23 protein-coding genes, 1 tRNA gene and 1 pseudogene are annotated in these 25,200 nt (G+C 70.4%); 3 read left to right on the top strand and 22 right to left on the bottom strand.

Features of this window, described 5'->3' with window-relative positions; genetic code table 11:
* Positions 1 to 2: 2 nt before the first annotated feature.
* From ACFWTE_RS09085 to ACFWTE_RS08985, 21 genes and pseudogenes are all read right to left on the bottom strand, one after another.
* On the bottom strand, positions 3 to 923 hold the full coding sequence (locus ACFWTE_RS09085) for a F0F1 ATP synthase subunit gamma (protein WP_378778777.1): 921 nt from the start codon (positions 921 to 923) through the stop codon (positions 3 to 5).
* 3 nt (positions 924 to 926) lie between these two features.
* Positions 927 to 2,567, bottom strand: a complete 1,641-nt coding sequence (gene atpA, locus ACFWTE_RS09080) for a F0F1 ATP synthase subunit alpha (RefSeq protein WP_378778776.1) — start codon at positions 2,565 to 2,567, stop codon at positions 927 to 929.
* A 65-nt stretch (positions 2,568 to 2,632) separates the two neighbouring features.
* The gene (locus tag ACFWTE_RS09075) at positions 2,633 to 3,457 is read right to left on the bottom strand and encodes a F0F1 ATP synthase subunit delta (RefSeq protein WP_378778775.1); all 825 of its coding nucleotides are present in this window, start codon (positions 3,455 to 3,457) and stop codon (positions 2,633 to 2,635) included.
* Positions 3,457 to 3,999: a F0F1 ATP synthase subunit B gene (locus ACFWTE_RS09070; protein ID WP_378778801.1), complete on the bottom strand. Its 543-nt coding sequence runs from the start codon at positions 3,997 to 3,999 to the stop codon at positions 3,457 to 3,459. The genes ACFWTE_RS09075 and ACFWTE_RS09070 overlap by 1 nt, the downstream gene beginning before the upstream one ends.
* 56 nt (positions 4,000 to 4,055) lie before the next feature.
* Complete coding sequence (gene atpE / locus ACFWTE_RS09065) at positions 4,056 to 4,283, bottom strand: ATP synthase F0 subunit C (protein WP_267946340.1); 228 nt, start codon at positions 4,281 to 4,283, stop codon at positions 4,056 to 4,058.
* Positions 4,284 to 4,404: 121 nt separating this feature from the next.
* On the bottom strand, positions 4,405 to 5,235 hold the full coding sequence (atpB, locus tag ACFWTE_RS09060; RefSeq protein ID WP_378778800.1) for a F0F1 ATP synthase subunit A: 831 nt from the start codon (positions 5,233 to 5,235) through the stop codon (positions 4,405 to 4,407).
* Between the two features lie 105 nt (positions 5,236 to 5,340).
* Complete coding sequence (locus ACFWTE_RS09055) at positions 5,341 to 5,571, bottom strand: hypothetical protein (RefSeq protein WP_378778774.1); 231 nt, start codon at positions 5,569 to 5,571, stop codon at positions 5,341 to 5,343.
* A gap of 105 nt (positions 5,572 to 5,676) precedes the next feature.
* Positions 5,677 to 6,099, bottom strand: a complete 423-nt coding sequence (locus tag ACFWTE_RS09050; protein WP_378778773.1) for a hypothetical protein — start codon at positions 6,097 to 6,099, stop codon at positions 5,677 to 5,679.
* Positions 6,100 to 6,325: 226 nt separating this feature from the next.
* The gene (locus tag ACFWTE_RS09045; RefSeq protein ID WP_378778772.1) at positions 6,326 to 7,492 is read right to left on the bottom strand and encodes an MraY family glycosyltransferase; all 1,167 of its coding nucleotides are present in this window, start codon (positions 7,490 to 7,492) and stop codon (positions 6,326 to 6,328) included.
* Between the two features lie 12 nt (positions 7,493 to 7,504).
* Positions 7,505 to 8,491: an L-threonylcarbamoyladenylate synthase gene (locus ACFWTE_RS09040; RefSeq protein WP_378778771.1), complete on the bottom strand. Its 987-nt coding sequence runs from the start codon at positions 8,489 to 8,491 to the stop codon at positions 7,505 to 7,507.
* Between the two features lie 83 nt (positions 8,492 to 8,574).
* Positions 8,575 to 9,438, bottom strand: coding sequence for a peptide chain release factor N(5)-glutamine methyltransferase (gene prmC, locus ACFWTE_RS09035; RefSeq protein ID WP_378778770.1), 864 nt, complete (start codon positions 9,436 to 9,438; stop codon positions 8,575 to 8,577).
* Entirely contained in the window at positions 9,435 to 10,505 is a 1,071-nt protein-coding gene (gene prfA, locus ACFWTE_RS09030) for a peptide chain release factor 1 (protein WP_378778799.1), read from the bottom strand. The genes prmC and prfA overlap by 4 nt, the downstream gene beginning before the upstream one ends.
* Positions 10,506 to 10,616: 111 nt before the next feature.
* On the bottom strand, positions 10,617 to 10,826 hold the full coding sequence (rpmE, locus tag ACFWTE_RS09025) for a 50S ribosomal protein L31 (protein WP_378778769.1): 210 nt from the start codon (positions 10,824 to 10,826) through the stop codon (positions 10,617 to 10,619).
* 196 nt (positions 10,827 to 11,022) lie between these two features.
* Entirely contained in the window at positions 11,023 to 12,852 is a 1,830-nt protein-coding gene (locus ACFWTE_RS09020; protein WP_378778768.1) for an L-lactate permease, read from the bottom strand.
* Between the two features lie 250 nt (positions 12,853 to 13,102).
* Positions 13,103 to 15,169: a transcription termination factor Rho gene (rho, locus tag ACFWTE_RS09015; RefSeq protein WP_378778767.1), complete on the bottom strand. Its 2,067-nt coding sequence runs from the start codon at positions 15,167 to 15,169 to the stop codon at positions 13,103 to 13,105.
* Positions 15,170 to 15,609: 440 nt separating this feature from the next.
* Positions 15,610 to 16,547: pseudogene (thrB, locus tag ACFWTE_RS09010) on the bottom strand (homoserine kinase).
* 98 nt (positions 16,548 to 16,645) lie between these two features.
* Positions 16,646 to 17,704, bottom strand: a complete 1,059-nt coding sequence (thrC, locus tag ACFWTE_RS09005) for a threonine synthase (protein WP_378778798.1) — start codon at positions 17,702 to 17,704, stop codon at positions 16,646 to 16,648.
* Positions 17,705 to 17,995: 291 nt separating this feature from the next.
* Entirely contained in the window at positions 17,996 to 19,282 is a 1,287-nt protein-coding gene (locus ACFWTE_RS09000; RefSeq protein WP_378778766.1) for a homoserine dehydrogenase, read from the bottom strand.
* 67 nt (positions 19,283 to 19,349) lie between these two features.
* Positions 19,350 to 20,735: a diaminopimelate decarboxylase gene (gene lysA, locus ACFWTE_RS08995; protein WP_378778765.1), complete on the bottom strand. Its 1,386-nt coding sequence runs from the start codon at positions 20,733 to 20,735 to the stop codon at positions 19,350 to 19,352.
* 131 nt (positions 20,736 to 20,866) lie between these two features.
* On the bottom strand, positions 20,867 to 21,979 hold the full coding sequence (locus tag ACFWTE_RS08990) for a DALR anticodon-binding domain-containing protein (RefSeq protein ID WP_378778764.1): 1,113 nt from the start codon (positions 21,977 to 21,979) through the stop codon (positions 20,867 to 20,869).
* Positions 21,976 to 22,368, bottom strand: a complete 393-nt coding sequence (locus ACFWTE_RS08985) for a response regulator (protein ID WP_378778763.1) — start codon at positions 22,366 to 22,368, stop codon at positions 21,976 to 21,978. The genes ACFWTE_RS08990 and ACFWTE_RS08985 overlap by 4 nt, the downstream gene beginning before the upstream one ends.
* A gap of 131 nt (positions 22,369 to 22,499) precedes the next feature.
* Here ACFWTE_RS08985 and ACFWTE_RS08980 point away from each other — a divergent pair.
* The 3 genes from ACFWTE_RS08980 to ACFWTE_RS08970 all read left to right on the top strand — a co-directional run bounded on the left by ACFWTE_RS08980 (position 22,500) and on the right by ACFWTE_RS08970 (position 24,356).
* A tRNA-Arg gene (locus tag ACFWTE_RS08980) sits at positions 22,500 to 22,571 on the top strand.
* A gap of 225 nt (positions 22,572 to 22,796) precedes the next feature.
* The gene (locus ACFWTE_RS08975) at positions 22,797 to 23,591 is read left to right on the top strand and encodes a GntR family transcriptional regulator (protein ID WP_378778762.1); all 795 of its coding nucleotides are present in this window, start codon (positions 22,797 to 22,799) and stop codon (positions 23,589 to 23,591) included.
* Between the two features lie 3 nt (positions 23,592 to 23,594).
* Positions 23,595 to 24,356: a glycosyltransferase family 2 protein gene (locus tag ACFWTE_RS08970; RefSeq protein ID WP_378778761.1), complete on the top strand. Its 762-nt coding sequence runs from the start codon at positions 23,595 to 23,597 to the stop codon at positions 24,354 to 24,356.
* Between the two features lie 116 nt (positions 24,357 to 24,472).
* Here the strand turns inward: ACFWTE_RS08970 and ACFWTE_RS08965 are convergent, their stop codons facing one another.
* The gene (locus ACFWTE_RS08965) at positions 24,473 to 25,174 is read right to left on the bottom strand and encodes an exonuclease domain-containing protein (RefSeq protein ID WP_378778760.1); all 702 of its coding nucleotides are present in this window, start codon (positions 25,172 to 25,174) and stop codon (positions 24,473 to 24,475) included.
* Positions 25,175 to 25,200: the final 26 nt, after the last annotated feature.

The following is a 25,200-nucleotide window of genomic DNA, read 5'->3' as shown; positions in this document are numbered from 1 at the left end:
TACTACTCACTTCCTGCGCTGGCAGCGGAGAGGGCGTCGGCACCGCCGACAATCTCACTGAGTTCGTTGGTGATCTCGGCCTGGCGCGCCTGGTTGGCCAGGCGTCCCAGGTTCTTGACGAGGTCCTCGGCGTTGTCCGTGGCGGCCTTCATGGCCGCACGGCGGGACGCCTGCTGGGAGGCGGAGGCGTCCAGGAGCGCGAAGTAGATGCGGTTGGTCACGTACTGCGGGAGCAGGGCGTCCAACGCCTCCTCGGCGGACGGCTCGAACTCGTACAGCGGCAGCGGCTCGCTGCCGTGCGCGGCTTCGAGCTCGCTCGCCTCGCTCTCCTCGACCTCCAGCGGCAGCGCACGGACGGTACCGGCCCGCTGGGTCAGCATCGAGACGAACTCCGTGGAGACCACGTGGATCTCGTCGACGCCGCCCTCGGAGGTGTCCGCCATGAACTTCTCGATGAGGGCGGAGCCGATCTCCCGGGCGTGCGCGTAGGTCGGACGCTCGGTGAAGCCCTCCCACTGCTCCTCGATCGGACGATCGCGGAACTTGTAGAAGCCCACACCCTTGCGGCCCACCATGTAGGTGAGGACCTCCTTGCCCTGCTCCCGGAGGAGCTGGGTGAGGGAGTCCGCCTCCTTCAGCACGTTGGCGGAGAAGGCGCCGGCCAGGCCCTTGTCACTGGTGATGACCAGTACGGCAGCGCGGGTCGGGTTCTCGGACTCGGTCAGCAGCGGGTGGTCCGACACCCGGCTGGCGAGGGCCGAGACCGCCCGGGTGATCTCCCGCGCGTAGGGCCCAGCAGCCTCAGCCGCACGCTGCGCCTTGGTGATGCGCGTCGTGGCGATGAGCTCCATCGCGCGGGTGATCTTCGCCATCGACTTCGTCGAGCGGATCCTCCGGCGATAGACGCGAAGCTGTGCACCCATGGGTTACTTCCCGCCCTTGGCGACCTTGATGGTCTCCTGGCCGACCTTCTCCTCGGAGAGCGCCTCGGCCTCGGCCTCGGTGCCCAGGAGGGTTCCGGCGGAGGTCTGGAACCCCTGCTTGAACTTCTCCAGGGCCACGTCCAGCGACTTCTCGGTCTCGGACTCGAACTTGCCGGTGTCCCGGATCGCCTCCAGGAGGCCGGCGTGGTCGCGGCCGAGGTGTTCGAGGAAGTCGCCCTCGAAGCGGCGGACGTCCTCGACCGGCACGTCGTCGACGCGGCCGGTGGTACCCGCCCAGATCGACACGACCTGCTTCTCCATGGAGTACGGCGAGTACTGGCCCTGCTTGAGGAGCTCCATCAGACGGGCACCGCGCTCCAGCTGCTGCTTGGAGACGGAGTCCAGGTCCGAACCGAAGGCCGAGAAGGCTTCCAGCTCGCGGTACTGGGCCAGGCCCAGCCGGAGGGTACCGGAGACCTTCTTCATGGCCTTGGTCTGCGCCGCGCCACCGACACGGGAGACCGAAACACCGACGTTGATGGCCGGACGCTGTCCCTGGTTGAACAGGTCGGACTCCAGGAAGACCTGGCCGTCGGTGATGGAGATGACGTTGGTGGGGATGTACGCGGAGACGTCGCCCGCCTTGGTCTCGATGATCGGCAGGGCCGTCATCGATCCCCGGCCCATCTCGTCGGAGAGCTTCGCGCAGCGCTCCAGGAGACGGGAGTGCAGGTAGAAGACGTCACCCGGGTAGGCCTCACGGCCCGGCGGGCGGCGCAGCAGCAGCGACACCGCACGGTAGGCCTCGGCCTGCTTGGTGAGGTCGTCGAAGACGATGAGGACGTGCTTGCCCTCGTACATCCAGTGCTGGCCCAGGGCCGAACCGGTGTACGGGGCCAGGTACTTGAAGCCCGCCGGGTCGGACGCCGGGGAGGCCACGATGGTGGTGTACTCCATCGCGCCGGCCTCTTCGAGGGCGCCGCGCACACCGGCGATGGTCGAGCCCTTCTGGCCGATCGCGACGTAGATGCAGTGCACCTGCTTGTCGGGGTCGCCGGAGTCCCAGTTGGCCTTCTGGTTGATGATCGCGTCGATGCAGACCGCGGTCTTGCCGGTCTGACGGTCACCGATGACCAGCTGGCGCTGGCCGCGACCGATCGGGGTCATCGAGTCGATCGCCTTGATACCGGTCTGGAGCGGCTCGTGAACCGGCTTGCGCTCCATCACGGATGCGGCCTGGAGCTCAAGCTCACGCCGCTCGGTCGACTCGATCTCGCCCTTGCCGTCGATGGGGGCACCCAGGGGGTCCACCACGCGGCCGAGGAATTTGTCGCCCACCGGCACCGAGAGGAGCTGGCCGGTGCGACGCACCTTCTGCCCCTCCTCGATGCTGGTGAAGTCGCCCAGCACGACGACACCGATCTCGCCGACCTCAAGGTTCTGGGCCAGACCGAGGGTGCCGTCCTCGAACTTCAGCAGCTCGTTCGCCATCGCCGAGGGAAGGCCACCGACGCGGGCGATGCCGTCACCGGAGTAGGTGACGGTACCGACCTCTTCCGCGCGGGTTGCTTCAGGCTCGTACGACTGGACGAAGCGCTGTAGCGCGTCCCGGATCTCGTCCGGCCGGATCGTCAGCTCCGCCATCTCTACGTTGTCCTTGCTCTCAAATGGCGCCGGGCTGGCGCCGTGCGTGCTTGCCTTGCGTTCTGTCAGCCGGCCAGGCGGCGCTGGACCTCGGCGATACGCCCGGCGATGGTCCCGTCGATGACCTCGTCACCCACCTGGATGGACAGGCCGCCCACGATCTCGGGGACGACCTCGGTGTTCAGGTGGATGTCCCGGCCGTAGGTGCGCGAGAGCGCGGCCCCGAGCCGGGACTGCTGGTTCTCGTTCAGGGGGACGGCGCTGCGGACGACGGCCACGTAGCGCTTGGCGCGCTCCGCGACGAGTTGTCCGAAATGATCCAGCGCCTGTTCCAGGGTACGTCGCCTGGGGCGGGTGACCGCCTCGCCGATCAGCGTGAGCGTCGCGGCGTTCACCTTGCCCGAGAGCAGGTTCTCCAGGAGGGAGAGTCGCCGCTCGGGAGCGACACCCTCACGGGTGAGGGCGTCGCGCAGCGCGGGCTGGGCGGCGACGATCCGCTGGAAGCGGAACAGTTCGTCCTCCAGCTCGCCGAGCGCCGAGGCGTTCTGGAGCGAGGCGACGGTCGAGTAGACCGCCATCCGCTCCATCGCGTCCACGAGGTCGCGCGGTCCGGACCACTTGGCCGAGACCACGTCGCCGGCCACGATGACGGTGGACGGCGAGACCTTGGTCTCCAGCAGCTGCCCGATCAGCTCGGTCTTGCCCTCGGCGGAGTTCGCCTGGTCGGCGAGCCACCGGCGGAGCGAGTGCTGGCTCCCGAGAAGGGCGACGACCTCGAAGAGTTCGCTGCCCAGGGCGACACTGCTCTGTGCGGTGCCCGCCGACGCCAGGACGTTGTCGTCCAGGCGCCGGGTCACCTCGACCAGCGACGTGCGGCTGATACCACGCATCAGCGCACCTCGGCTTGCTGCGTGCTCTCGCTCTGCTCCAGTTCCTCCAGGAACCGGTCGATGACACGGCTCTGGGCGGCGCTGTCGCTGAGGGTCTCACCCACGATGCGACCGGCCAGGTCGGCGGACAGGCCACCGATCTCACCGCGCAGCTGCACCATGGCCTGCTGGCGGTCGGCCTCGATCTGGGCGTGGGCCGCCTCGACGATACGACGGGCCTCGGTCTGGGCCTCCTCGCGCGCCTCGGCGATGATCGCCGCCCGCTGCTCCTTGGCCCTCTCCAGCTCCTGGGCGGACTCGCGGTGCGCCTCTTCGAGCTTCTCCCGGTACTGCTGGCGGATCTCCTCGGCCTCGGCCTCGGCGCGCTTGGCCCGCTCGATGCCACCCTCGATGGCGTCATGACGCTCGTCGAGGACCGCCATCACCTTCGGGACAGCCTTGCGGGCCACAAAGAAGTAGACCACGGCGAGCGCGATCGCACCGAAGGTGAACTTCACCCAGTCGATCCGCAGAATGTTGTAATCGGCTGCCAACTCCACCAACATGGTCAGCCCTCCTTCGCGTCAGTTGCCATCAGAAAACGGTTGGCAAGTTTCGACTAGCCCTGGGGAGCGGCGAAGGCGAGAACGAAGCCCAGGATCGCCAGGGCCTCGATGAGGGCGAAGCCGAGGTAGATGTTGGTCTGCAGCGGGCCGCGGGCCTCGGGCTGGCGGGCGATGGCCTGCATGCCGAGACCGAACACGATACCGACACCAATACCGGCGCCGATGACGCTGATGCCGTAACCGATGGTGTTGATGTTGCCGGTGATCGCAGCGATGTCCATTGATGTTTCCCTTTACTCGACGTCCGGCGTTGCTCGTCGCAATTAGTCAGTTCGCCGGTGTGGACGGGTCAGTTCTTCTCACCCCTGGACGGCCGGTCGGCCGGCAGGGGAGGGAAGGGGTCTAGTGGGCCGCTTCGAGCGACTGGTTGATGTACAGGCTCGCCAGCAGCGTGAAGATGAACGCCTGGACGAGCATGATCACGATCTCGAAGACGAAGAAGGCGAGGTAGCCGAACAGTGCCGCACCCGAGAAGAGGAGCGAGACACCGACCAGCAGGGGCTCGGCCGTCAGGTTGAGCATGTACCAGCCGCCGTAGGCGAACACGGCGAGCAGCAGGCTGCCCGCGAACATGGTCGCGAACAGACGCAGCGCGTGCGTGACCGGGCGGATCAGGAAGACCGAGAGGATCTCGATCGGGGTGACAAGGACGTAGATGGCCTTGGGCATCCCGGGCGGGAAGATCTGGTTCCGGAAGTAGCCCCAGCCGCCCTGGTGGCGGATACCGATCACGATGGTCATCACGTAGATGACCACGGCGAACATCGCGGTGAAGGCCAGGTTGCTGTTGACCGGGAGCATCCCGGGGATCAGCCCGGTGAAGTTCATGGCCAAAACGAGTGTGAAGACACCCGTCATGAACGGGATGAACCGGTCGCCTTTGGCGCCCATCGTCGGGCGGGTGATCTGGTCCCGGATGAACAGGACCAGCATCTCGCCGACGCTCTGCCTGCGGCCAGGGACGAGGCTCAGCTTCCTGCTGAACCACGACCACAGAAGCAGGACAGCACCGACGGCGACCAGAAGCAGGACCAGGTACAGGTCGATGCCCGCGCTGCCGGGGATGTTGGCGAACCACGGTTCCGGGAAGAACATCCCGATGGTGGGCGGCGTGAACCCGCAACCGTTGTCACCGAACAGGTGGCAATTCGGTTCGGCCGCGAGAATGCGCACGTCAGCACTCACGGCGAATCCTTTCGTCGTGACGCAAGAATGCCTCGTTGATGGTTGTTACAGAGCGTCGTCGCACGATCGTCGACGCCGGACTGGCGGGAGGGTTCAGACCTGGCGGGTCTTGACGACGATCAGGTAGATCGCGCCGACCATGCCCAGAACCGCCCCGATGGGCAAGAAGAGCGCCTGGAATCCCAGGAGCTTGTCCGCGGCCCAGCCGATCGCGCTCCAGACGAGCACGCCCGAGAGCAGAGTGGAGAAGAGTGCCCAGCCGTCGGCTTCGCGCGGTGCCGGGGGCTCGCGCTTTTCCGTCGTTCTGGCTGGTTCGCTGCTCATCTCGCTCCGGAATATAGCATGTGGGCCTTGGCGGGAACGGGGCCGTCCGCCTGCCGAGGTTCAGGGTAATACGCCCTCCCCGACGGGCTGCAACGGGGCACCCCATCACGCGCTCTCCGAACCTTCGTTCGGGTTCACGTGAAGGATCTTGGCCTTCGAGATCGCCCAGGTCTGTCCGCCCAGCCAGGCGAGAACGACCGCCAGAGCGCTGTACACGAAGGCGGAACTGCTGAGGTCCTCGATGAGGGGACTTCGGCCGAGGGTGACGAGGATGATGCCCAGCAGCGCCATCTTGACGACGAAGCCGAGCATGTTCGCAGCCAGGAAGAGGTCCTTGTTACGGCGCGTGATGATGAGGACCGCCCACTGTCCCAGCCCGAAGCAGCCGAGCACGATCACCACGGCGAACAGAGAGCTGAGCGCTCCCGTGACACCGGCGAAAAGCGCGGATACCGCAATGGCCAGGACCCCGCACGCAGCGCTGGGAAGCGCGGCGCCACGGAGGATCCGGGCGTCGTGTTCCTGCATCACAAAGCTCCGTTGGGGTTCAGTGGTTACCTGCTCGTGAAAGCTATCACAAGGTTCTCGGTGCTGAATCCGGGGGTTCCTTAACGCGACCTTAACGCTCCGGGAAACGCCCGTTCCGGGCACTTCCCGGGCCCTCTGTCACCTTCACCACACCGCTTCCGACCACTACTCGCGCAGGTCATCGCCCCCGCCTTTCGAGGCCTTGGTCCCGAACACCGGGGCGCCCTCAGGCATCAGATGGCGAATCGTGACCTGACTCCGTCTTAACGCGCTCTTTGCGCTCCCACGGCAGAAGGCCCCGGCGCCGCAGGCGGGGCAGCGCGATGAGTCCGACCGCACACGTGGCGACCAGCGCGGTGACCGTCAGCACGATCACCGGGGAGTCGAAGACCGACAGGGACACCGCCGCGAACGCCACGATCCCCGCCCACAGGTACATGAGGAGCACGGCCCTCATGTGGCTGTGGCCCATGTCCAGCAGGCGGTGGTGGAGGTGGCCCCGGTCCGGGGCGAACGGGGACTTGCCCGCGAGGGTCCGGCGCAGCACCGCGAGCACCAGGTCTGCCAGCGGCAGCGCGATCACCAGCAGCGGCAGCGCGATCGGCAGGAACACCACGAGTCCGCCGGAGTTGAACTCCTCACGCGCCGTGTTGGCGTCGAACTGGCCCGTCACCGTGATGGTGATCGAGGTGAGCAGCAGCCCCAGCAGCATCGAGCCGGTGTCACCCATGAACACCCGTGCCGGGTGGAAGTTGTGGAAGAGGAATCCGGCACAGGTGCCCGCGAGAATGATCGCGATCATCGCCGGATACGACTGGCGGACGAAACCCTGCTCGACCGCGACCACGTAGTAGTACGCGAAGAACGCCAGGGAGGAGATACCGACGATGCCCGCCGCCAGCCCGTCGAGGCCGTCGGCGAAGTTCACCGCGTTGATGGTCACCACGATGAGCAGGATCGAGACCATCGCGCCCAGCCACGGCCCCAGCGAGAGCTGGGTGCCGGGCAGCGGCAGCCACAGCAGCTGTACCCCGTTCGCGACGAGGATGCCCGCGGCCACGACCTGGCCCGCGAGCTTGCTGAGCGCGTCCATGCCCCAGCGGTCGTCGATGATCCCGATCACCGTGATGAGGCCGCCCGCCAGGAGCAGACCCAGCCAGGTGTCGGCCACGAAGACGTTCTGCAGGTGCGGGAGCTGCGCGGAGATCAGCAGGGCGGCAGCGAACCCCCCGTAGATGGCGAGCCCGCCCAGGCGCGGAATGGGTTCGGTGTGCACGTCACGGTCGCGCACCGGGGGGGTGGCGCCGATCTTGATGGCGAACTTGCGCACCAGCGGCACGAGCAGGTACGTCACCGCCGCGGCGATGACGAAGGTGAGCGCGTACTCTCGCACGGCCTGACCCCTCTAGTTCTCGGAACGGTCGCCGTCGGGGCGCTGCCCCGCTGCGGGAGCCGTGTCGGCCTTCCCGCCTTCGCCGGCCCCGCCGGCCACCCCCGGCGCCTCGGGGCCGGCGGCCCGGTCGGCACCGTCCGTCTCCGTGCCCGCCGCAGCGGCCTCACCGGTGGGCGCGGCCTCGCCCGTCTCCGGGGTCGTCCCGTCCCCGGACGCCGGTGGCGCTTGCGGTTCCGGCGTCCCACCGGCGACGGGCCTTTCGGAGGTGGACGCCGACGCGCGTTGCGCCTTCGCGGCCTCGCCCGCCTTGGCGACCTCCTCCTCCTTCACCGGCTTCATGCGGCCCTGCCGCAGCTCCCCGATGACCGTGCCGCACACCGCGCGCAGCTGCTCGATGGAGATGGCGCCGGCCCGCAGCACCCTGGGCACCGCGTAGGTCAGGTCGACGATGGTCGAGGCGACGGGTGAGTCGGTCTCCCCACCGTCCAGGTACACGGCGACGTCCTCGTCACCGAGCTGTTCCAGGGCCTCGTCGATCCGCGTGGCCGCCGGTCGGCCGGACTTGTTGGCGCTGCTCACCGCCATGGGCCCGACCTCCTTGAGGAGTTCCAGGGCCACGGGGTCCATCGGCATCCGGACGGCCACGGTGCCCTTGGTGTCACCGAGGTCCCAGGACAGGCTGGGGGTGGCGGTGCACACGAGGGTCAGCGGTCCGGGCCAGAACTCCTCCATGAGGTCGCGGCCGTGGTTGCCGAGGTCCTCGATGAGGGCCGTCGCCGCGCGCATCGAGCCGACCAGGACCGGCGGCGGCATCTCGCGCCCGCGCCCCTTGGTGGCGAGCAGGTTCGCCACCGCGGCGGGGCTGAAGGCGTCGGTGCCGATGCCGTACACGGTGTCCGTGGGCAGCACCACCAGCTCACCTCGGCGTACCGCGGACGCGGCGTCGGCGACGCCGTCCTTGCGGGCGGTCTCGTCCGCGCAGTCGTAGATGCGGCTCACCTGCGTTCACCTCATTCTCGAACGGGGTCGACCGGGTTGAGCGGTCCGACGGGAGTACGGGGGGTGGTGTGGGGCACGGCCTGTCAGCCGTCCTCGTCGACACGGCGCATGACCACGAAGCGGTCGCGCCGGGCCATGTCCTTGCGGTTGAGGACGTCGCGCCAGCCGTTGTCCTCGGGGAACAGCCAGGGGATGTCGATGCCCTGGCCGTCGTGGTGCTCGACGGCCATCGACCCGCCGGGGCGCAGCAGCCTGCGGCCGACCGCCTCCAGTTCCCGGATCATGTCGAGGCCGTCCTCACCGGCCCACAGGGCGGGCGCGGGGTCGTAGTCGCGCACCTCGGGCGGGATGGTGCCGGACCCGTGGGTGGGGACGTAGGGGGGGTTGCTGATGAGGAGGTCGACGCGGCCGTTCAGCTCGGGCAGCGCGGTGCGCATGTCGCCGTGGTGGGAGGTGACGCGGTCGGCGTGCCCGCTGGCGTCGATGTTGCGGCGCGCCCACCCCAGGGCCAGGGGGTCGATCTCCACGGTGTGCACCCGCGAGCGCGGCACCTCCTGGGCGAGGGAGATGGCGATGGCGCCCGACCCCGTGCCCAGGTCGACGACCAGGGGGTCGGCGACGTCCATGGCGCGCAGCGTCTCGATCGCCCAGTCGACCATGATCTCGGTCTCGGGCCGGGGCACGAACACACCGGGTCCGACCTGGAGGTCCAGGTAGCGGAAGTAGGCGTGGCCGGTGATGTGCTGCAGGGGTTCGCGTGCCTCCCTGCGGGACACGCACTCCCAGTACCGTGCGTCGAAGTCGGCGTCGGCCACCATGTGCAGCTCCCCTCGACGGACACCGTGCACGAACGCCGCGAGTTCCTCGGCGTCGGTACGGGGTGAGGCCACGCCCGCTTCGGCCAGCCGGAGCGTGGCGCGGGCGACCTCGTCGAGTAGCAGGTTCATGATGACTGGGCGGCTTCGAGCCTCTCCTTGGTGTCCGCGTCCACGAGGGCCTTGACGACCCCGCCCAGTTCCCCGTCGAGGACCTGGTCGAGGTTGTAGGCCTTGAAGCCGACGCGGTGGTCGGAGATACGGTTCTCGGGAAAATTGTAGGTGCGCACGCGCTCGGAGCGGTCCACGGTGCGAACCTGGCTCTTGCGCTCGGCGGAGGCCTCGGCGTCCGCGCTGGCCTGGGCCTCGGCGTAGATGCGGGCGCGCAGGATGCGCATGGCCTGCTCCTTGTTCTGGAGCTGGCTCTTCTCGTTCTGGCAGGAGGCGACGATGCCGGTCGGCAGGTGGGTGATGCGCACGGCCGAGTCGGTGGTGTTGACGCTCTGGCCACCGGGCCCGGAGGATCGGTAGACGTCGATGCGCAGGTCCTTGGCGTGGATCTCGACCTCCACGTCCTCGGCCTCGGGGACGACCAGCACGCCGGCGGCGGAGGTGTGGATGCGGCCCTGCGACTCGGTGACCGGGACCCGCTGGACGCGGTGCACGCCGCCCTCGAACTTGAGCATGGGCCACACGCCCGCGCCCGGTTCGGGGTTGCCCTTGTTCTTGAAGGCGATCGTGATGTCCTTGTAGCCGCCCAGGTCGGAGTGGGTGGCGTCGATGACCTCGGTCTTCCAGCCCTGGCGTTCGGCGTAGCGCAGGTACATGCGGACCAGGTCCCCGGCGAACAGGGCGGACTCCTCGCCGCCCTCTCCGGCCTTGACCTCCATGATGAGGTTCTTGTCGTCGGAGGGGTCGCGTGGGACGAGGAGGACCCGAAGCCGTTCGGTGAGCCGCTCGGCCTCCTCGGTCAGGCGGTCGGCCTCCTCGGCGAACGAGGAGTCCTCGGCGGCGAGCTCGCGCGCGGCCTCGATGTCGTTCTCGACTTCCTTCAGCGCGCGGTAGGCCTCGATGATCGGGGTGAGCTGTGAGTAGCGTTTGCCCAGCGCACGCGCCCTCGCCTGGTCGGCGTGCACCTCGGGGTCGGCGAGCTGCTGTTCCAGCTCGTAGTACTCCCCCAGCAGGTCATCCAGCTTCACTTCTGCCACGTCCCCGTCTTGTTCGGCTTGCCTCGCCTGTCCGTCTCCCCCTCGGGGGCCAACCTGGCCCCGTGGCGCCGGCGGTGCCGTGCCACGGGGCAGCGGGCTGCGCTACTTGCGCTTGCCGAAGCGCTTCTCGAAGCGGGCGACGCGACCACCCGTGTCGAGGATCTTCTGCTTGCCGGTGTAGAACGGGTGGCACTCGGAGCACACCTCGGCGCGGATCTTGCCCTCGGACACCGTGCTGCGGGTGACGAAGTGGGCACCGCAGGTGCAGGTCACCTCAGTGGCGAAGTACTCGGGGTGGATGTCGGCCTTCATCGTGCTCTCCTCATCAGGGGCGCGACCGCCGGACGCATGCCAAGCCGCACCACCCGTCGGGTGGGTCGGCGTGGTGGGTCATGCGCGAACCGGTGTCGCGGCGATCCAGGTAGTCAGGGGCGGGTCCTGCCGGTGGACGGCGGACCTTTGCCCCGATACCAGTTTGCCAGACCCACAACGATGCCGGGACCAGTGTCTATTCCGCCCCCTTCCCCCCTCCGCCGGGGGCGGGGTCCCGGACGGCCCCGGGCGCCCTTCCCGCGTCCGCCCTGCGCATGAGGAGGACCAGCGCTGCCAGGGCCGCGAGGACGAGGGCGAGCATCACGGTTCCGGCGTTGGCGCCGAACCCGTGGACGAACACGTAGCTGACCGAGCCGGCCAGGAGCACGTAGTAGACCATCGGCAGGACGGTCTGCCGGATGAGGTCGCCCTCCCTGCCGACCAGGCCGACCACCGCGGAGGCCGCGACCACGTTGTGGACGGTGATCATGTTGCCCGCGGCTCCACCGACGGCCTGGGTGGCGACGACGGTCTCCGGCGGGATGCCGATGCGCTCTCCTGTGGAGAACTGGAACAGGGAGAACATCAGGTTGGAGACGGTGTTGGAGCCTGCGACGAACGCGCCCAGGGCACCGATCCACGGCGCGTAGAGCGGCCAGGCGGTGCCGCCCAGCTCGGCGGCGCCCGTGGCCAGGGTGAGGGGCATGCTCTCCAGGGCGGTGTCGCCGAAGTCGGCACCCGTGTTGATGAACACGCGGACGAGGGGCACGGCGAAGAGCAGCGCGACGGCGGCTCCCGCCAGCTGCGACCCGGCCATCTTCCAGGAGTCGGCGATCTGGCGCGCCGTCATACGGTGCAGGCCGCAGGTGACCAGGCAGACCAGGATGAAGGTGGCGCCCGGCGAGTAGAGGGGTTCGATCACCTGCGCGACGGGGGTTGCGAAGATGTCGCTCGCCCCGACCGTGATGCCGGTCAGCCACTCCTTGACGGGTCCGATGGTGCGGGTGGCCACCAGGAGCGCGGCGACCAGAAGGTAGGGGGTCCAGGCCCGCAGGAGTCCGATCCGCCGGTCGTCGGCGAGGACGGTCTCGCCGTCACCGGGCGCGATCCTGCCGCTCCACCGGGCCAGCCAGTCCTCGCGCGGCGGGAAGTCCCACGCCCGTTCGGGCATCAGGAAGCCCTTGCGTGCGGCGAGGACGACGATGACCAGTCCGGTCAGCCCCCCGAGGAGACTCGTGAACTCCACGCCGAGGAAGAGGTTGTAGAGCACGGAGGGGACGGTCATGGCGAAGGCGGAGAAGAGCGCGAACTTCCACACTCCGAGGCCGTCGGAGAAGCGCCGCCCGCCGCCGTAGAAGCCGCAGAGCATGCAGCAGATGATCAGGGGGACGAGGGTGCCCGCCACGGCGTGCAGCAGGACGGTCTGGAACCCGATGTGGCTGATGAACCCGGGCAGGGTCAGTCCGAGCACGGCGGCGCGCTCGGCGACCTCGGGGGACCCCTCCAGTCCCCCGGCGACGCCGACGAGGATGGGGGTCCCGACGGCGCCGAAGCTGACCGGTGTGCTCTGGATGACCAGGCCGACCATGACGGCGGCCATGGCGGGGAAGCCCAGTGCCAGCAGGAGCGGGGCGACGACGGCGGCGGGGGTGCCGAACCCCGAGGCGCCCTCGATGAAGCTGCCGAACAGCCAGCCGATGATGATCGCCTGGACACGGCGGTCGGGGCTGATGTCGGTGAAGGTGGAGCGGATGGTGGCGATGGCGCCGCTCTTGGTGAGGGTGCTGAGCAGGAGCAGCGCGCCGAAGATGATGTACAGGAGCCCGGCGGCGAGGATGAGCCCCTGGACGGTGGAGGCGGCGACGGCCGTCCAGTCCGCCTGCCAGCCGAGGACGGCGATGGCGACGACGACGGCGTATCCGACGGGCATCGCGTACATGGCGGGGACGCGGAATCCGACGAGCAGGACTCCGACGAGCAGGATGGGGGTGAGCGCTAGGAGGCTGAGCAGGGCGAGGTTGTCCATCGGGACGGCTCCCTGGAACGGGGGTGGTGCACTCGACCCCGCGACGATAGGCCGGTGCCCCCGAGGGAGCCATCCCCCCTGTGTGATCCGAGACACACCAGTGATCTTTTTCGGCTGCCGGTGCGGTTCTGTCGCCATGCGGAACCACGGGTTCCCTCGACCCCCTCCCGGCCCAGGGCACCACCCCCGGCGCACGCGACGGCCCCCTCCCGGTCGGGAGGAGGCCGTCGGCGTTCACGTGTGTCCGGGGCTAGCGCTCCGGTCCCACGGTGGTCTTCTGGATCTGGAGCAGGAACTCCGCGTTGCTCTTGGACTCCCTCATCTTGTCCAGGAGCAGCTCGATCGCCTGTGTGGTGTCGAGCGCGTGCAGAACCCGGCGGAGCTTCCAGACGACGCCCAGTTCCTCCGGCGACATCAGGATCTCCTCCTTACGGGTGCTGGAGGCGTCCACGTCCACGGCCGGGAAGATCCGCTTGTCCGCGAGGCCCCGGCTGAGCTTGAGCTCCATGTTGCCGGTGCCCTTGAACTCCTCGAAGATCACCTCGTCGGCGCGCGAGCCGGTCTCGACCAGCGCGGTCGCCAGGATGGTCAGCGAGCCGCCGCCCTCGATGTTGCGGGCCGCGCCGAAGAAACGCTTCGGCGGGTAGAGGGCGGTGGAGTCCACACCACCGGACATGATGCGTCCGCTCGCCGGGGCGGCCAGGTTGTAGGCGCGGCCCAGGCGGGTGATGGAGTCCAGCAGGACGACGACGTCCATGCCCATCTCGACGAGCCGCTTGGCCCGCTCGATGGCCAGGTCGGCGACGACCGTGTGGTCCTCCGCGGGACGGTCGAAGGTCGAGGAGATGACCTCGCCCTTGACCGTGCGCTGCATGTCGGTGACTTCCTCGGGCCGCTCGTCGACCAGGATCACCATCAGGTAGCACTCGGGGTTGTTCTCGGTGATCGCGTTGGCGATCGCCTGAACCACCATCGTCTTGCCCGCCTTGGGCGGGGAGACGATGAGCCCGCGCTGGCCCTTGCCGATGGGCGCCACCAGGTCGATGATCCGCGTCGTGAGGATGTGCGGCTCGGTCTCCAGTCGCAGGCGCTCCTGGGGGTAGAGCGGGACCAGCTTGGAGAACTCCTGGCGGCCCCGGGCCTGGTCCGGCGACATGCCGTTGACCGAGTCCAGCCGCACCAGGGCGTTGAACTTCTCCCGGCGCTCGCCGTCCTTGGGCTGGCGGACCGCGCCGATGATGTGGTCGCCCTTGCGCAGGCCGTGCTTGCGCACCTGGGCCAGGGAGACGTACACGTCGCTGTGGCCCGGCAGGTAGCCGGTGGTCCGGACGAAGGCGTAGTTGTCCAGGATGTCCAGGATGCCCGCGACGGGCAGTAGGACGTCGTCCTCGCCGATCACCGGCTCCGGCTCCTGGCCCCCGCCGCGTCCGCGGCGGTCGCGGCGGTCCCGGCGGCGTCCCCGGCGGCGTCCGCCGAAGTCGTCGTCGTCGCCTCCGGAGTTGCGGTCCCTGTCCCTGTCACGGTCGCGGTCGCGGTCCCTGTCGCGGTCCCGGCCCTGGCTCTGGCCCTGGCTCTGGCTCTGACCCTGGTTCTGACCGCCTCCGCTCTGCTGCGGGGCACTGCCGTTGGCGTTCTGGTCGTCGCCACCGCGGTTGCGGTTGCGGCGGTTGCGCTGGCGCTCGCGACCCTGCCCGGACCTGTTGTCACGGTCCTCGGCGGAGTCGGGGCCGTTCTTCTGGGGGGTACTGGATGTCTTGGTCACGCTGCTCGCGGAGGTAGAGGAGTCGGCGCCGTCCACCGACCTGGCCGGGTCGCCGGTCTCGTCACCGCGCCTGCGGGACGAACGCCGGCTGCGGGACGACTTGTCGCCCCGTCCACCCTGGGGGTCGGTCACGGCCTGGTCCGACGGCCGGTCGGCCGCGCGCTGGCGCGGGGCTTCGTCCGTGCTCGCCGTGTCGGGGGCCTGGGCCTCGATCGAGCCGTCGGTTGCCTCGACCTTACCGGCCTTGGGGGCCGGGTCGGCTTTCTTTGCGGTTTTGGCCTTCGCCGGGCCGCCCACGGGGCCACCCTGCTTGGTCTCGATCGCGGCGATGACGTCGCTCTTGCGCATGCGCCCCGTACCGGTGATGCCCAGGCTGGAGGCGAGCTTCTGAAGCTCGGGGAGTTTCAGAGCCGCGAGCCCGGTACCGCGCGACGCCGTGCGGGACCTGGACGGCGCACCTGTGGGCGCGCCATCGCCAGCCTCCGCTACGGAGGCGCCGGTGGAGGCTTTGCTGTCGACCGCCGCGTCCGTATGGAGTTCGGTGGTGTCGCTCACTAAGGGTCCTTCCCAAGGAGCGGGCTTCGGCCGTCAGCGGATTGCTTGATCGGCCGGCCCGGTGGTGCGAACCGGCAGGGGCCGGGTAGGGCGTGCCCCACGTGGATGTCGGAAACCGGTATGGAGACGGTCCCCTACCCAATCGCGGCGGGCTCTGGGTACAGCCAGACGTCGGGGCGGATGGCTCGGTGGTGATGCCCGTCAACCGTGGTGACACACTCATCCGAGGAGGAGTGGACTTCGATGACGTTGGCACAGTCGCGGGAGAACCGCTGACTCGACACGTTGGCCGCCGCTTCCGAGTGGTCGTGAGACCGGACCACCGGAGTATGGGATGCGGAAGCCGCTGTGGCGGATGAGCACTCGCCCCGCAACGGGGCATCTGGTGCTTCACCAAGCCTAACATCACCAGAGGCCACGGCTATTCCTCGACACAGGTGCTACGGATGGGGAGATGGGGACCGCACCCCTCCGGCTCAACGTGCAGGGGGCGTATGTCCCAATCATTACCCGCCCTCCGACGAATCGAATCAACCTGCCGGATGATTTCCGGCGAATCAGCCTCCGCCGCACCGGAGCCGACCGAGCACAACACCAGCACCGTGGGCCCCGCACCGGAGACCACGGCGGGCAACCCCTCGTGTTCACGCAGGTCACGAATGAGGTCGAGGGTGCGTGGCATCGCCGGCGCCCGGTAGGACTCGTGTAGCCGATCCTCGGTCGCCGCGTACAGGGTTTCGGGATGGCCACATACGGCCGCCGTCATGAGCGCGGAACGGCCGGCGTTGAAGGCGGCGTCTGCGTGCGGCACCGTCTCGGGCAGCAGCCCTCTCGCCCGCTCGGTGGACAGCCGCTCGCCCGGGACGCACAGCACCGGAAGGATCCGCTCGTCCGGGGAGAGGCGCACCGCGCCCCACCGCTCTCCGTCCCGGTAGGCGACCGTGTACCCGCCGTAGACACAGGGCGCCACGTTGTCGGGGTGGCCCTCGATGTCGGCGGCGATCTGGTAGATGCCGTCCCGGTCCGGGCCGCCGTCGGGACCGACCCGCCCCAGCAGGGCGCTGGCGGCGGCGACACCGCCGACGATCGCGGAGGAGGACGAGCCGAGCCCCCGCGCGTGGGGCACGTTGTTGACGCACGTCAGGTCGAGCCCGGGGAGCACCTCCCCGGCTCTCTCGAAGGTCTCGCGCATGGCGCGGACGACGAGGTGCCGCTGGTCGAGCGGGACCTCTCCCGCGCCCTCACCGCTCACCCGGACGCGGAGTCGGCCGTCGTCTCTGAGGGTGGCCTCGAACTCGTTGTACAGGCGCACGGCCAGGCCGAGGGCGTCGAAGCCCGGACCGAGGTTGGCGCTGGTGGCGGGCGCGCGGACGGACACCGCGGTGGGGCGTGGTGGGGTCACGGCGGACTTTCTCCTGTGCGGGGCGCGCGACGGGTCATCTCCCGCCGCGCCGGGGCCGCGGACGGCGGTCGTCCTCAGGCGAGGTCGAGGGCCTGGGCGGCGGCGAGTGCGTCCACGGGGACGGTGACGGCGGAGGAGGCTCCGGCCAGTGCCCAGTCGGGGTCCTTGAGGCCGTTGCCGGTGACGGTGCAGACCACGCGGCTGCCGCGCTCGACCTGGCCGGCCCCGACGGCCTGCATGAGACCGGCGACGCTGGCGGCGGAGGCGAGTTCGACGAACACTCCCTCCTCCGCGGCGAGGAGCTTGTAGGCGGCCATGATCTGGCGGTCGGTGACCTTGTCGATCAGTCCGCCGGACTCGTCGCGCGCCTGCTCCGCGAGCTTCCAGGAGGCCGGGTTGCCGATGCGGATGGCGGTGGCGATGGTGCTCGGGCTGGTGACGGGGGCGCCGTTGACGATGGGCGCGGAGCCGCTGGCCTGGAATCCGAGCATGCGCGGGCTCTTCGAGGAGATCCCGTCACGGGCGTACTCGCTGTAGCCCATCCAGTAGGCGCTGATGTTGCCCGCGTTGCCCACCGGGATGCAGTGGACGTCCGGTGCGTCGCCGAGGGCGTCCACGATCTCGAACGCACCGGTCTTCTGGCCCTGGAGCCGGTACGGGTTGACCGAGTTCACGAGGGCGACGGGGTAGTCGACGCTGAGCTTGCGGGCCAGTTCGAGGCAGTCGTCGAAGTTGCCGTCGACCTGGAGCAGGCGGGCTCCGTGGACGAGTGCCTGGGCGAGCTTGCCCATGGCGATCTTGCCCTGGGGCACCAGAACGGCACAGGTCATGCCCGCGCGGATGGCGTAGGCGGCCGCGCTCGCGCTCGTGTTGCCGGTGGAGGCGCAGATGACGGCCTTGGCGCCGTCCTCGGCGGCCTTGGAGATGGCCATCGTCATGCCGCGGTCCTTGAAGGAGCCGGTGGGGTTGAGCCCCTCGACCTTGAGGAAGACCTCGCAGCCCGTGAGTTCGGAGACGCGCGTGGCCGGCAGCAGGGGCGTGCCGCCCTCCTGGAGGGTGACGACGGGGGTGTTCTCGTTGACGGGGAGGCGGTCGCGGTACTCCTCGACGATGCCTCGCCACGCCCGTGCCATGCTCACGACTGAGTCCCTTTCGGGTGGATGCGGCTTCGCTTGCGCGCGGTGGATTGCGGTGGGGTTCTCCACGGTGCGCGTTGGCGCCTCAGGGTCCCGACCAGCTACGAGTCTACGACCCCGCACACAGTATCTCGAATCGCGGTCGTCAGCGTCTCATCATGTGGCCCATCCGGGCATGGTCGGGAGGCCGCGCGGAAGATCCGCGCGGCCCCGCCCCCGCACCGGGGGCGCACCCCCGGCCGGCCTCCGCGGCCGTGCCGGTACGCGAGGTCGGCGCGCCCCCGGATGTCAGTCCGAGAAGGTCTCCACCCGCATCACGCTGGCCACCTCACGGACCATGTCGTGCTCGCGCAGCAGCTCGACCGTGGAGCTGAGCGCGGCGTCCGGCGCGGGGTGGCTGACCAGGACCAGCTGCGCGTCGTCCCCGGTCCCCTCCTGCCGGACGTTCTTGATGGACACCCCGTGGTCGGCGAAGATCTCCGCGACCTTGGAGAGCACACCGGGACGGTCGGCCACGTCCAGCGCCACGTGGTAGCTGGTGATGGTGTGGCCCATGTCGTGCACCGGCAGCCCCGTGTCGTGTGCCCCCTCGGCCACGGACGTGTCCGCGAGGCGGTTGCGCGCCACCGCGACCAGGTCGCCCAGGACCGCGCTCGCGGTCGGTGTGCCGCCCGCGCCCGCCCCGTAGAACATGAGGCGTCCCGCCGACTCGGCCTCGACGAAGACCGCGTTGTAGGCCTCCTTGACACTGGCCAGCGGGTGCTCGACCGGCAGCATCACCGGGTGGACGCGCACGCCCACCGACCCGCCGTCCTCGGAGCGCTGGCAGATCGCCAGGAGTTTGACCACGCAGCCCATCGCACGCGCGCTGGCGATGTCACCCGCGGACACGCCGGTGATGCCCTCGCGGTGGACGTCGGCGGCGGTCACCCGCTGGGTGTGGAAGGCCAGCCGCGCCAGGATCGCGGCCTTGGCCGCGGCGTCGAAGCCCTCCACGTCGGCGGTGGGGTCGGCCTCCGCGTACCCGAGGGCCTGGGCCTCCTCCAGGGACTCCGTGAACCCCGCACCCTGGGAGTCCATCCGGTCGAGGATGTAGTTGGTGGTGCCGTTCACGATGCCCAGCACGCGGTTGACCCGGTCACCGGCCAACGAGTCCCTCAGCGGGCGCAGCAGCGGGATCGCCCCCGCCACGGACGCCTCGTAGTACAGGTCCACCCCGGCGTCGCGGGCGGCCGCGTGCAGGGTCTGACCGTCCTCCGCGAGCAATGCCTTGTTCGCCGTCACCACGGACTTGCCCGCCTTGACCGCGGCGAGGATCAGCGAGCGGGCCGGTTCGATCCCGCCGATCACCTCGACCACGAGGTCGATGTCGGGACGCGTCACCAGGGCCGTGGCATCGGTGGTCAGCAGCGCTGGGTCGACCCCGCGGTCGCGGTCGATGCGACGCACCGCGATCCCGCCGATCTCGATCGGCGTGCCCACCCGCGCGGCCAGCTCCTCGGACTGTTCGTTGACCAGGCGGACGACTTCCGAACCCACAACGCCGCATCCGAGCAGCGCCACCTTCATCGCCATTTGGGCGTGACTCCCACTTCTCTCGTGTCCCCACCTCGCGCGGCTGCGCCGCCTCGGAGTGGACTGTTCAGCCGACGTCGAGGCGGAGCAGGTCCTCCTCGCTCTCCCTGCGCACGATGACGCGCGCGCTCCCGTCCCTGACCGCCACCATGGCCGGCCTGGGCAGATGGTTGTAGTTGCTCGCCATGGAGTAGCAGTAGGCACCCGTGGCGGCCACCGCCACCAGGTCGCCCGGCCTCAGGTCCTCCGGGAGGTAGAGGTCGTGGACGATGATGTCGCCGCTCTCACAGTGCTTGCCCACCAGGCGCGACAGCATGGGGGCGGCGTCGCTCTCCCGGGACACCAGCTGGCTCGTGTACTCCGAGCCGTACAGGGCGGTACGGATGTTGTCGCTCATCCCCCCGTCGACACTGACGTAGGTGCGGATCCCCTCGACGTCCTTGACCGTACCCACCTCGTAGACGGTGATCCCGGCCGGGCCCGCCAGTGCGCGCCCCGGCTCGACGGCGATGCGCGGCATGGGCAGCCCCGCGTCCTGGCACTCCCTGCGCACGATGGAGGTCAGGCCCGCGGCGATCGCCTTGGGGTCGAGGGGGTCGTCGCCGGAGGTGTAGGCGATGCCGAGTCCGCCGCCGAGGTCGAGTTCGGCGAGGGTGATGCCCAGGTCCTCGTGGACACCGGTGAGGAACCGGGCGACCCGGCGGGCGGCGACCTCGAACCCGGAGGTGTCGAAGATCTGCGAGCCGATGTGCGAGTGCAGGCCCACCAGTTCGAGGTGGGGTGCGTCGAGAACGCTGCGGACGGCGTCGGCCGCGGCCCCGGTACTCAGCGCGAAGCCGAACTTCTGGTCGTCGTGCGCGGTGGCCACGAACTCGTGGGTGTGCGCCTCGACGCCCGTGGTCACACGGATGAGGACCTTCGGGTGGACGCCGAGTCCGGCGGCGACCGACTCCAGGCGCGCGATCTCGTCGAAGGAGTCGATGATGATCCGTCCCACACCGGCCTCGGCGGCGCGGTGCAGTTCGTGGACGGACTTGTTGTTGCCGTGCATGCCGATGCGCTCGGCGGGAACCCCGGCGGCCAGGGCGACGGCGAGTTCGCCGCCCGAGCACACGTCCAGCTTGAGGCCCTCCTCCATGACCCAGCGGGCGACGGCCTTGTTCAGCAGTGCCTTGCCCGCGTAGTAGACGTCGGCGTCGGAGAAGGCCGTGCGGTAGTCGCGCGCACGGCCGCGGAAGTCCTCCTCGTCCATGACGAAGAGGGGCGTCCCGTGGGTGGCGGCGAGTTCGCGCACGCCGACACCGCCGATCGTGACCTCCCCCTCCGAACGGCGGGCCGTCGCCGGCCATACCCGGGGGTTCAGGTCGTTGAGGTTCTCCGGCGGCAGCGGCGGGTTGTCCTCCGGCAGGATCTCCGCGTGACGGGATCCGGCGGGGTGGGCGTAGCGGCTCATGATGGGCTTTCGGCTGGAACTGTACGGCTGGGCGGGTCGGCGGGCCCCCGGCGGTGGCGCCCGGGCCCATTGTCCACCAACCCGATCGGAACGCGTGGAATGGGTGTGCCCCCGAAGGCACGGCGGGGTGTCTACAGCCTTGTGGGCGCTGACACCCCGAGCAGGAAGAGCCCGGTGCGGAGGACTCCGGCGACGGCGACGGGCAGTGCCGTGGCCGTGTCCGGAACCGCGGCGGTCCGCTCCGCCGGTCCGGCGGCCGAGTAGGGACACGTCCGCCACTCATCGTAGGCACTGGCCAGCGCTTCCAGGTATCTCACCAGGATATGGGGTTCCTCTCGGCGCGCGGCCGTGTCCAGGACGCCTGGCCCGTCGAAGAGGAGGCCGCGTACCGCCGCGGTGTGCGCGGGGCACCCGGTGGGGGGCGGCGCCCCCTCCGCCGTCCAGCGTCCGCGGGTGACGGCGTGGGCGTGCGCGTGGCGCAGCCGGAAGGCGGGGTTGGCGTCGGTGAGACGGGCCCAGGCCCCGGGGTACTCCGCGGACGGCAGGACCGGCAGGTCGCGGCCGGTGGTCTCGGTTGCGCGGGGCCGCTCGGGCACCGACCGGCAGAAGGCGACGCGCGCGCTGTCCTCCCCGACTGCGCCGAGGGCACGCGCCGCGGGGGTGACGAGTTCGCTCCGGTCGCCGTCCAGGTAGGGGTCGCGCCAGGACACCTCGGCGCCGCCCGGGCCCGGCGGCGGTGGCCGCGACCCGGTGGCCAGCGCTATGCGGCCCCGGGCGTCGGCGCGGGCGAGCCTGCGGGCCCGGGCTACCGGTCCCGCGACGTGCAGGGTGGTCCGCGGCCACTCCCCCTCGCCGTCCCAGGCGCGGCCGGTGAGGAAGCGGGGGCCGTCGGCCGCCTCGGCCACCAGGGCGTCGCGCTGGTCGTCGGTGAAGGTGATGTTGAGGAAGCCGCGTCCGTCACAGAGGACCCGGGCGAAGTCCGCCAGACCCGCCTCGCGCATGCTCTCCAGCTGCGCCGCCACACGGCCGCCGACCAGCAGGTGGAGGCGTCGGCCGCGTCCCCCTCCCGGAGGGAGCTGTGCGGCGACCTTCCCGAGCAGGCGCGGCGCCAGAGCGGTGGCGGCGTCGGCCGCCCCGTCGGCCTGGTCGTGGCGCGGCCACACGAACGGGACCTCGTCCGGAGGAAGGTCGAACGCGCGGGCGGCGGCCTCCCGCAGGAGGGCCTCAAGGCGTCCGGGGGTCATGCGGGGCCTCCGGCACGGTCGACGAGTTCGCGGATGACGTCGATGAGCGCATCGGGGTCGAAGGGCTTGGTGACGTAGGCGTCGACGCCGATCCGCTCGCCGCGCCGCTGGTCGTCGGCCTGGGTGCGGGCGGTGACCAGGATGATGGGGCAGTCCCGGGTGCGCGTGTCCGCACGGAGCCGCTCGGCGGCGGTCCAGCCGTCCATGCGGGGCATCATCACGTCCATGGTGATGACGTGGGGGGCGATGTGGGCGGCCCGGTCGAGGCAGTCCCGTCCGTCCACGGCAGTGAACACCTCGAACCCCTCCAGTTCGAGGTTGAGGCGGATCAGTTCCCGGATCACGTCGTCGTCCTCGACGACGAGAACCCGTGTGGGTAGGGCGTTCACGGGCGTGACACTACCGCCGCGCGGTGACACGGCACCACTGGAATCCGCCGATCGGCGCACCCCTCCCGGGAGCGCCCGCCAGCAGTGGACGAAGGGCCTGACTCCCCTGCTACAGTTGTTCACGCAAGCCAGCCCCCTTAGCTCAGGGGATAGAGCATCGGCCTCCGGAGCCGAGGGCGCAGGTTCGAATCCTGCAGGGGGCACACGGGCGCGTCAGCGCCATACGGAGACGACCAGCGGGAACACTGTTCCCCGCTGGTCTTTTTCTTTTCCCGGGACTCCGAGGGCCCCGACGCGCCCCGGACGCCGTGCCGGGGCCGTGTTCGGGCGCGACGGCCCGGAGGAGATCGACCCGCCTGGCAGGGGGACGACGTCCCCGACTCCTGGTGACGGTCCGTCTAGGACCGGTGGGAACGGGTGAGAGACGCATGGTCGGGGGCAGGGAGTACGAGCGGGTCGCGGGTGAGCTGCGGCGGCGGATCCGGGCCGGGGACCCGGCCCCCGGTGGGCCGATGCCCTCCGAGGCCGAACTGGCAGAACTCCACGGCACGGACCCGGCGGCCGTGCGCGGGGCGCTTGTGCTCCTCCGCGCCGAGGGCCTGGTCGGGGACAAGGGTGACTCGGTCACCGTCGTGCTCGCACCGCGGCGCACGGTGCGGCGGAGCAGCGAACGCCACCAGTGGGAGAAGGACCGGGCCCACGCGGGCCTGCGGGAGCGGAGCGCCACCGGGGCGACCGAGAACGACACCGGGTCCGTGGTGGACGACCTGGTGTTCAGCGCCCGCTACACGCGGGTCGGGGCCGACCCCGGCCTGGCGGAGGCCCTCGGGGTCCCGCAGGGGACCGCGCTGCTGGAACGCGTCTACCGGACACGCCACCGCGACGAGGACGCACCGTTCAGCGTGGCGTCCTCCTACCTCGCTCTCGACCTGGTGGAGTCCAATCCCGACCTGCTCGACGAGACCCGGGAACCGTGGCCCGGGGGCACGCAGAGCCAGCTGCGCACGGTCGGCGTCGAGGTGGACCGTGTGGAGGAGAGGATCACGGCGAGGCCGCCCACCCCGGACGAGGCGGACGGTCTCGGGCTCGGCGCGGGCACCGCCGTGATGGTGCTCAGGAAGACCTCGATCGACACGCGGGGCAGGGTCGTGGACTGGTCCGAGGTCATCCTTCCCGGCGACCGCTCCGAGGCGGTCTTCACGACGCGGCTGGAGCGCTGGTAGCCGATGACCCGGATCGTCTCCGTCATCACGGCCGTACACGCGCCGGGCGCCCCTTTCCTGCCCGCCGCGTACCGGTCCCTCGTGGAGCAGCGGCTCCCCCGCGGGTGGGAGTGGCAGTGGGTGGTCCAGGAGGACGGGAAGACGGACGCGGTCCGCCCCCACCTCGCGGAGGACGCCCGGGTGAGCTTCGGGCAGGGGCGGCCCGGCCGGGCGGGCATGGCCCGCACGATGGCGCTGTCCCGTGCGAAGGGCGAGTTCGTCAAGGTCCTGGACGCCGACGACCAGTTGACGCCGGGGGCTCTGGCGCGGGACGTCGCCGCGCTGGCGGGTGGGTCCGGAGCCGCGTGGGCGGCGTCGGCGGTCCTCGACCTGCTGCCCGACGGCACCACCGCCGGTTTCGGGGGCGACCCCGGCGAAGGGCCCGTCGAGCGCGGATCCGTCCTCTCCTACTGGAGGGAGCACGACTTCCTGGCGCAGGTGCACCCGGCGACGCTCTGCGTGCGCCGCGACCTGCTCCTGGCCCTCGGCGGTTGGATGGCTCTCCCCGCGTCGGAGGACACCGGACTGCTGCTGGCGCTGGACGCCGTGAGCCGCGGGTGGTTCACGAAGGAGCCCGGCCTGCTGTACCGGAAGTGGCCCGGTCAGGTGACGGCCTCGGCCGCGCACACCGACCGGGAGGAGCGGGCGGCACGCATGGCCGTGGTCGAGGCGCGGGCGCTGGCCCTGGCGGGCACCGGCTGGAGCTTCGTGCCGCCTCGGGGGTAGCGGGGCCCCTGGGCGAGGGGCCCGGGGACGGTGATCCGTCCTCGGGCAGGGGAGGGACGGCCCGATCGCCCGCGGGGGCCACCCCTCCCCCGGCCCTCGCCGCGGGGGCCGGGAAATCAGGCCTTGGCGAGCGGCCACGACCCGTCGATGACCGCCTCGGGGTCCCGGCCCCGTCGCAGGTAGGCCTGGAAGGAGGCCGCCTGGTCGGCCTTCCAGCCGACCTGGGCGGTGTGCAGGTCGTCCAGGCCCATCTCGGCCAGCTCGGGGTGGGCGGCGCCGAGCTTCCACGCCAGACGGGCGGCGGCGAGCGCGTCGGCGGAGGCCCCGTGCGCCTGCTTCTCGTCCAGGGGCACGCCGTGGTGCGCGCACACGTCCACCAGGGTGCGGCCGCCCCTGCGGTAGGGGTCCATCTGCTTGTCCAGCACCAGGGGGTCGACGACGCGCAGCTGCCCGAAGTAGCTCACCCCCGCGCCGTACCGTTCCAGTTCGGCCGAGAGCAGGCCGAGGTCGTAGGGGGCGTTGTAGATCACCACGGGCAGCCCGTCCACGACGACCCGCTCCAGGGCGGCGCCGATCTCGGCGACCACCTCGGCGGCGGGGCGGCCGTGCTCGCGGGCGTGCTCGGTGGTGATCCCGTGGATGGCGGCGGCCTCCGGGGGGATCTCCACCCCGGGGTCGGCCAGCCAGGTGGTGGCCTCCTTGGTGCGGGCGCCGGGGTCGATCCGCCACAGTGCGGCGGTGACGATCCGGTCGGTGGCCAGGTCCAGGCCGGTGGACTCGAAGTCCAGGGCGGCCATCGGTTGCGTGTGCCAGGTCATGACGTCCTTCGGGTCGGATGGTTCCT

Origin of the sequence: Nocardiopsis sp. NPDC058631 (genome assembly GCF_042716955.1) — a bacterium.
GTDB lineage: Bacteria > Actinomycetota > Actinomycetes > Streptosporangiales > Streptosporangiaceae > Nocardiopsis.
This window is presented reverse-complemented; position numbering and strand designations above follow the sequence as displayed.

Coding starts and splice junctions, on each gene's coding strand:
- rpmE (WP_378778769.1), bottom strand. CDS start 10,826: ATGAAGGCCGACATCCACCCCGAGTACTTCGCCACTGAGGTGACCTGC.
- ACFWTE_RS09055 (WP_378778774.1), bottom strand. CDS start 5,571: ATGAGCAGCGAACCAGCCAGAACGACGGAAAAGCGCGAGCCCCCGGCA.
- ACFWTE_RS09020 (WP_378778768.1), bottom strand. CDS start 12,852: ATGGACAACCTCGCCCTGCTCAGCCTCCTAGCGCTCACCCCCATCCTG.
- ACFWTE_RS08990 (WP_378778764.1), bottom strand. CDS start 21,979: ATGACCCCCGGACGCCTTGAGGCCCTCCTGCGGGAGGCCGCCGCCCGC.
- ACFWTE_RS08970 (WP_378778761.1), top strand. CDS start 23,595: ATGACCCGGATCGTCTCCGTCATCACGGCCGTACACGCGCCGGGCGCC.
- atpE (WP_267946340.1), bottom strand. CDS start 4,283: ATGGACATCGCTGCGATCACCGGCAACATCAACACCATCGGTTACGGC.
- ACFWTE_RS09000 (WP_378778766.1), bottom strand. CDS start 19,282: ATGGCGATGAAGGTGGCGCTGCTCGGATGCGGCGTTGTGGGTTCGGAA.
- atpA (WP_378778776.1), bottom strand. CDS start 2,567: ATGGCGGAGCTGACGATCCGGCCGGACGAGATCCGGGACGCGCTACAG.
- lysA (WP_378778765.1), bottom strand. CDS start 20,735: ATGAGCCGCTACGCCCACCCCGCCGGATCCCGTCACGCGGAGATCCTG.
- ACFWTE_RS08975 (WP_378778762.1), top strand. CDS start 22,797: ATGGTCGGGGGCAGGGAGTACGAGCGGGTCGCGGGTGAGCTGCGGCGG.
- ACFWTE_RS09085 (WP_378778777.1), bottom strand. CDS start 923: ATGGGTGCACAGCTTCGCGTCTATCGCCGGAGGATCCGCTCGACGAAG.
- thrC (WP_378778798.1), bottom strand. CDS start 17,704: ATGGCACGGGCGTGGCGAGGCATCGTCGAGGAGTACCGCGACCGCCTC.
- ACFWTE_RS09050 (WP_378778773.1), bottom strand. CDS start 6,099: ATGCAGGAACACGACGCCCGGATCCTCCGTGGCGCCGCGCTTCCCAGC.
- prmC (WP_378778770.1), bottom strand. CDS start 9,438: ATGAACCTGCTACTCGACGAGGTCGCCCGCGCCACGCTCCGGCTGGCC.
- ACFWTE_RS08965 (WP_378778760.1), bottom strand. CDS start 25,174: ATGACCTGGCACACGCAACCGATGGCCGCCCTGGACTTCGAGTCCACC.
- ACFWTE_RS09075 (WP_378778775.1), bottom strand. CDS start 3,457: ATGCGTGGTATCAGCCGCACGTCGCTGGTCGAGGTGACCCGGCGCCTG.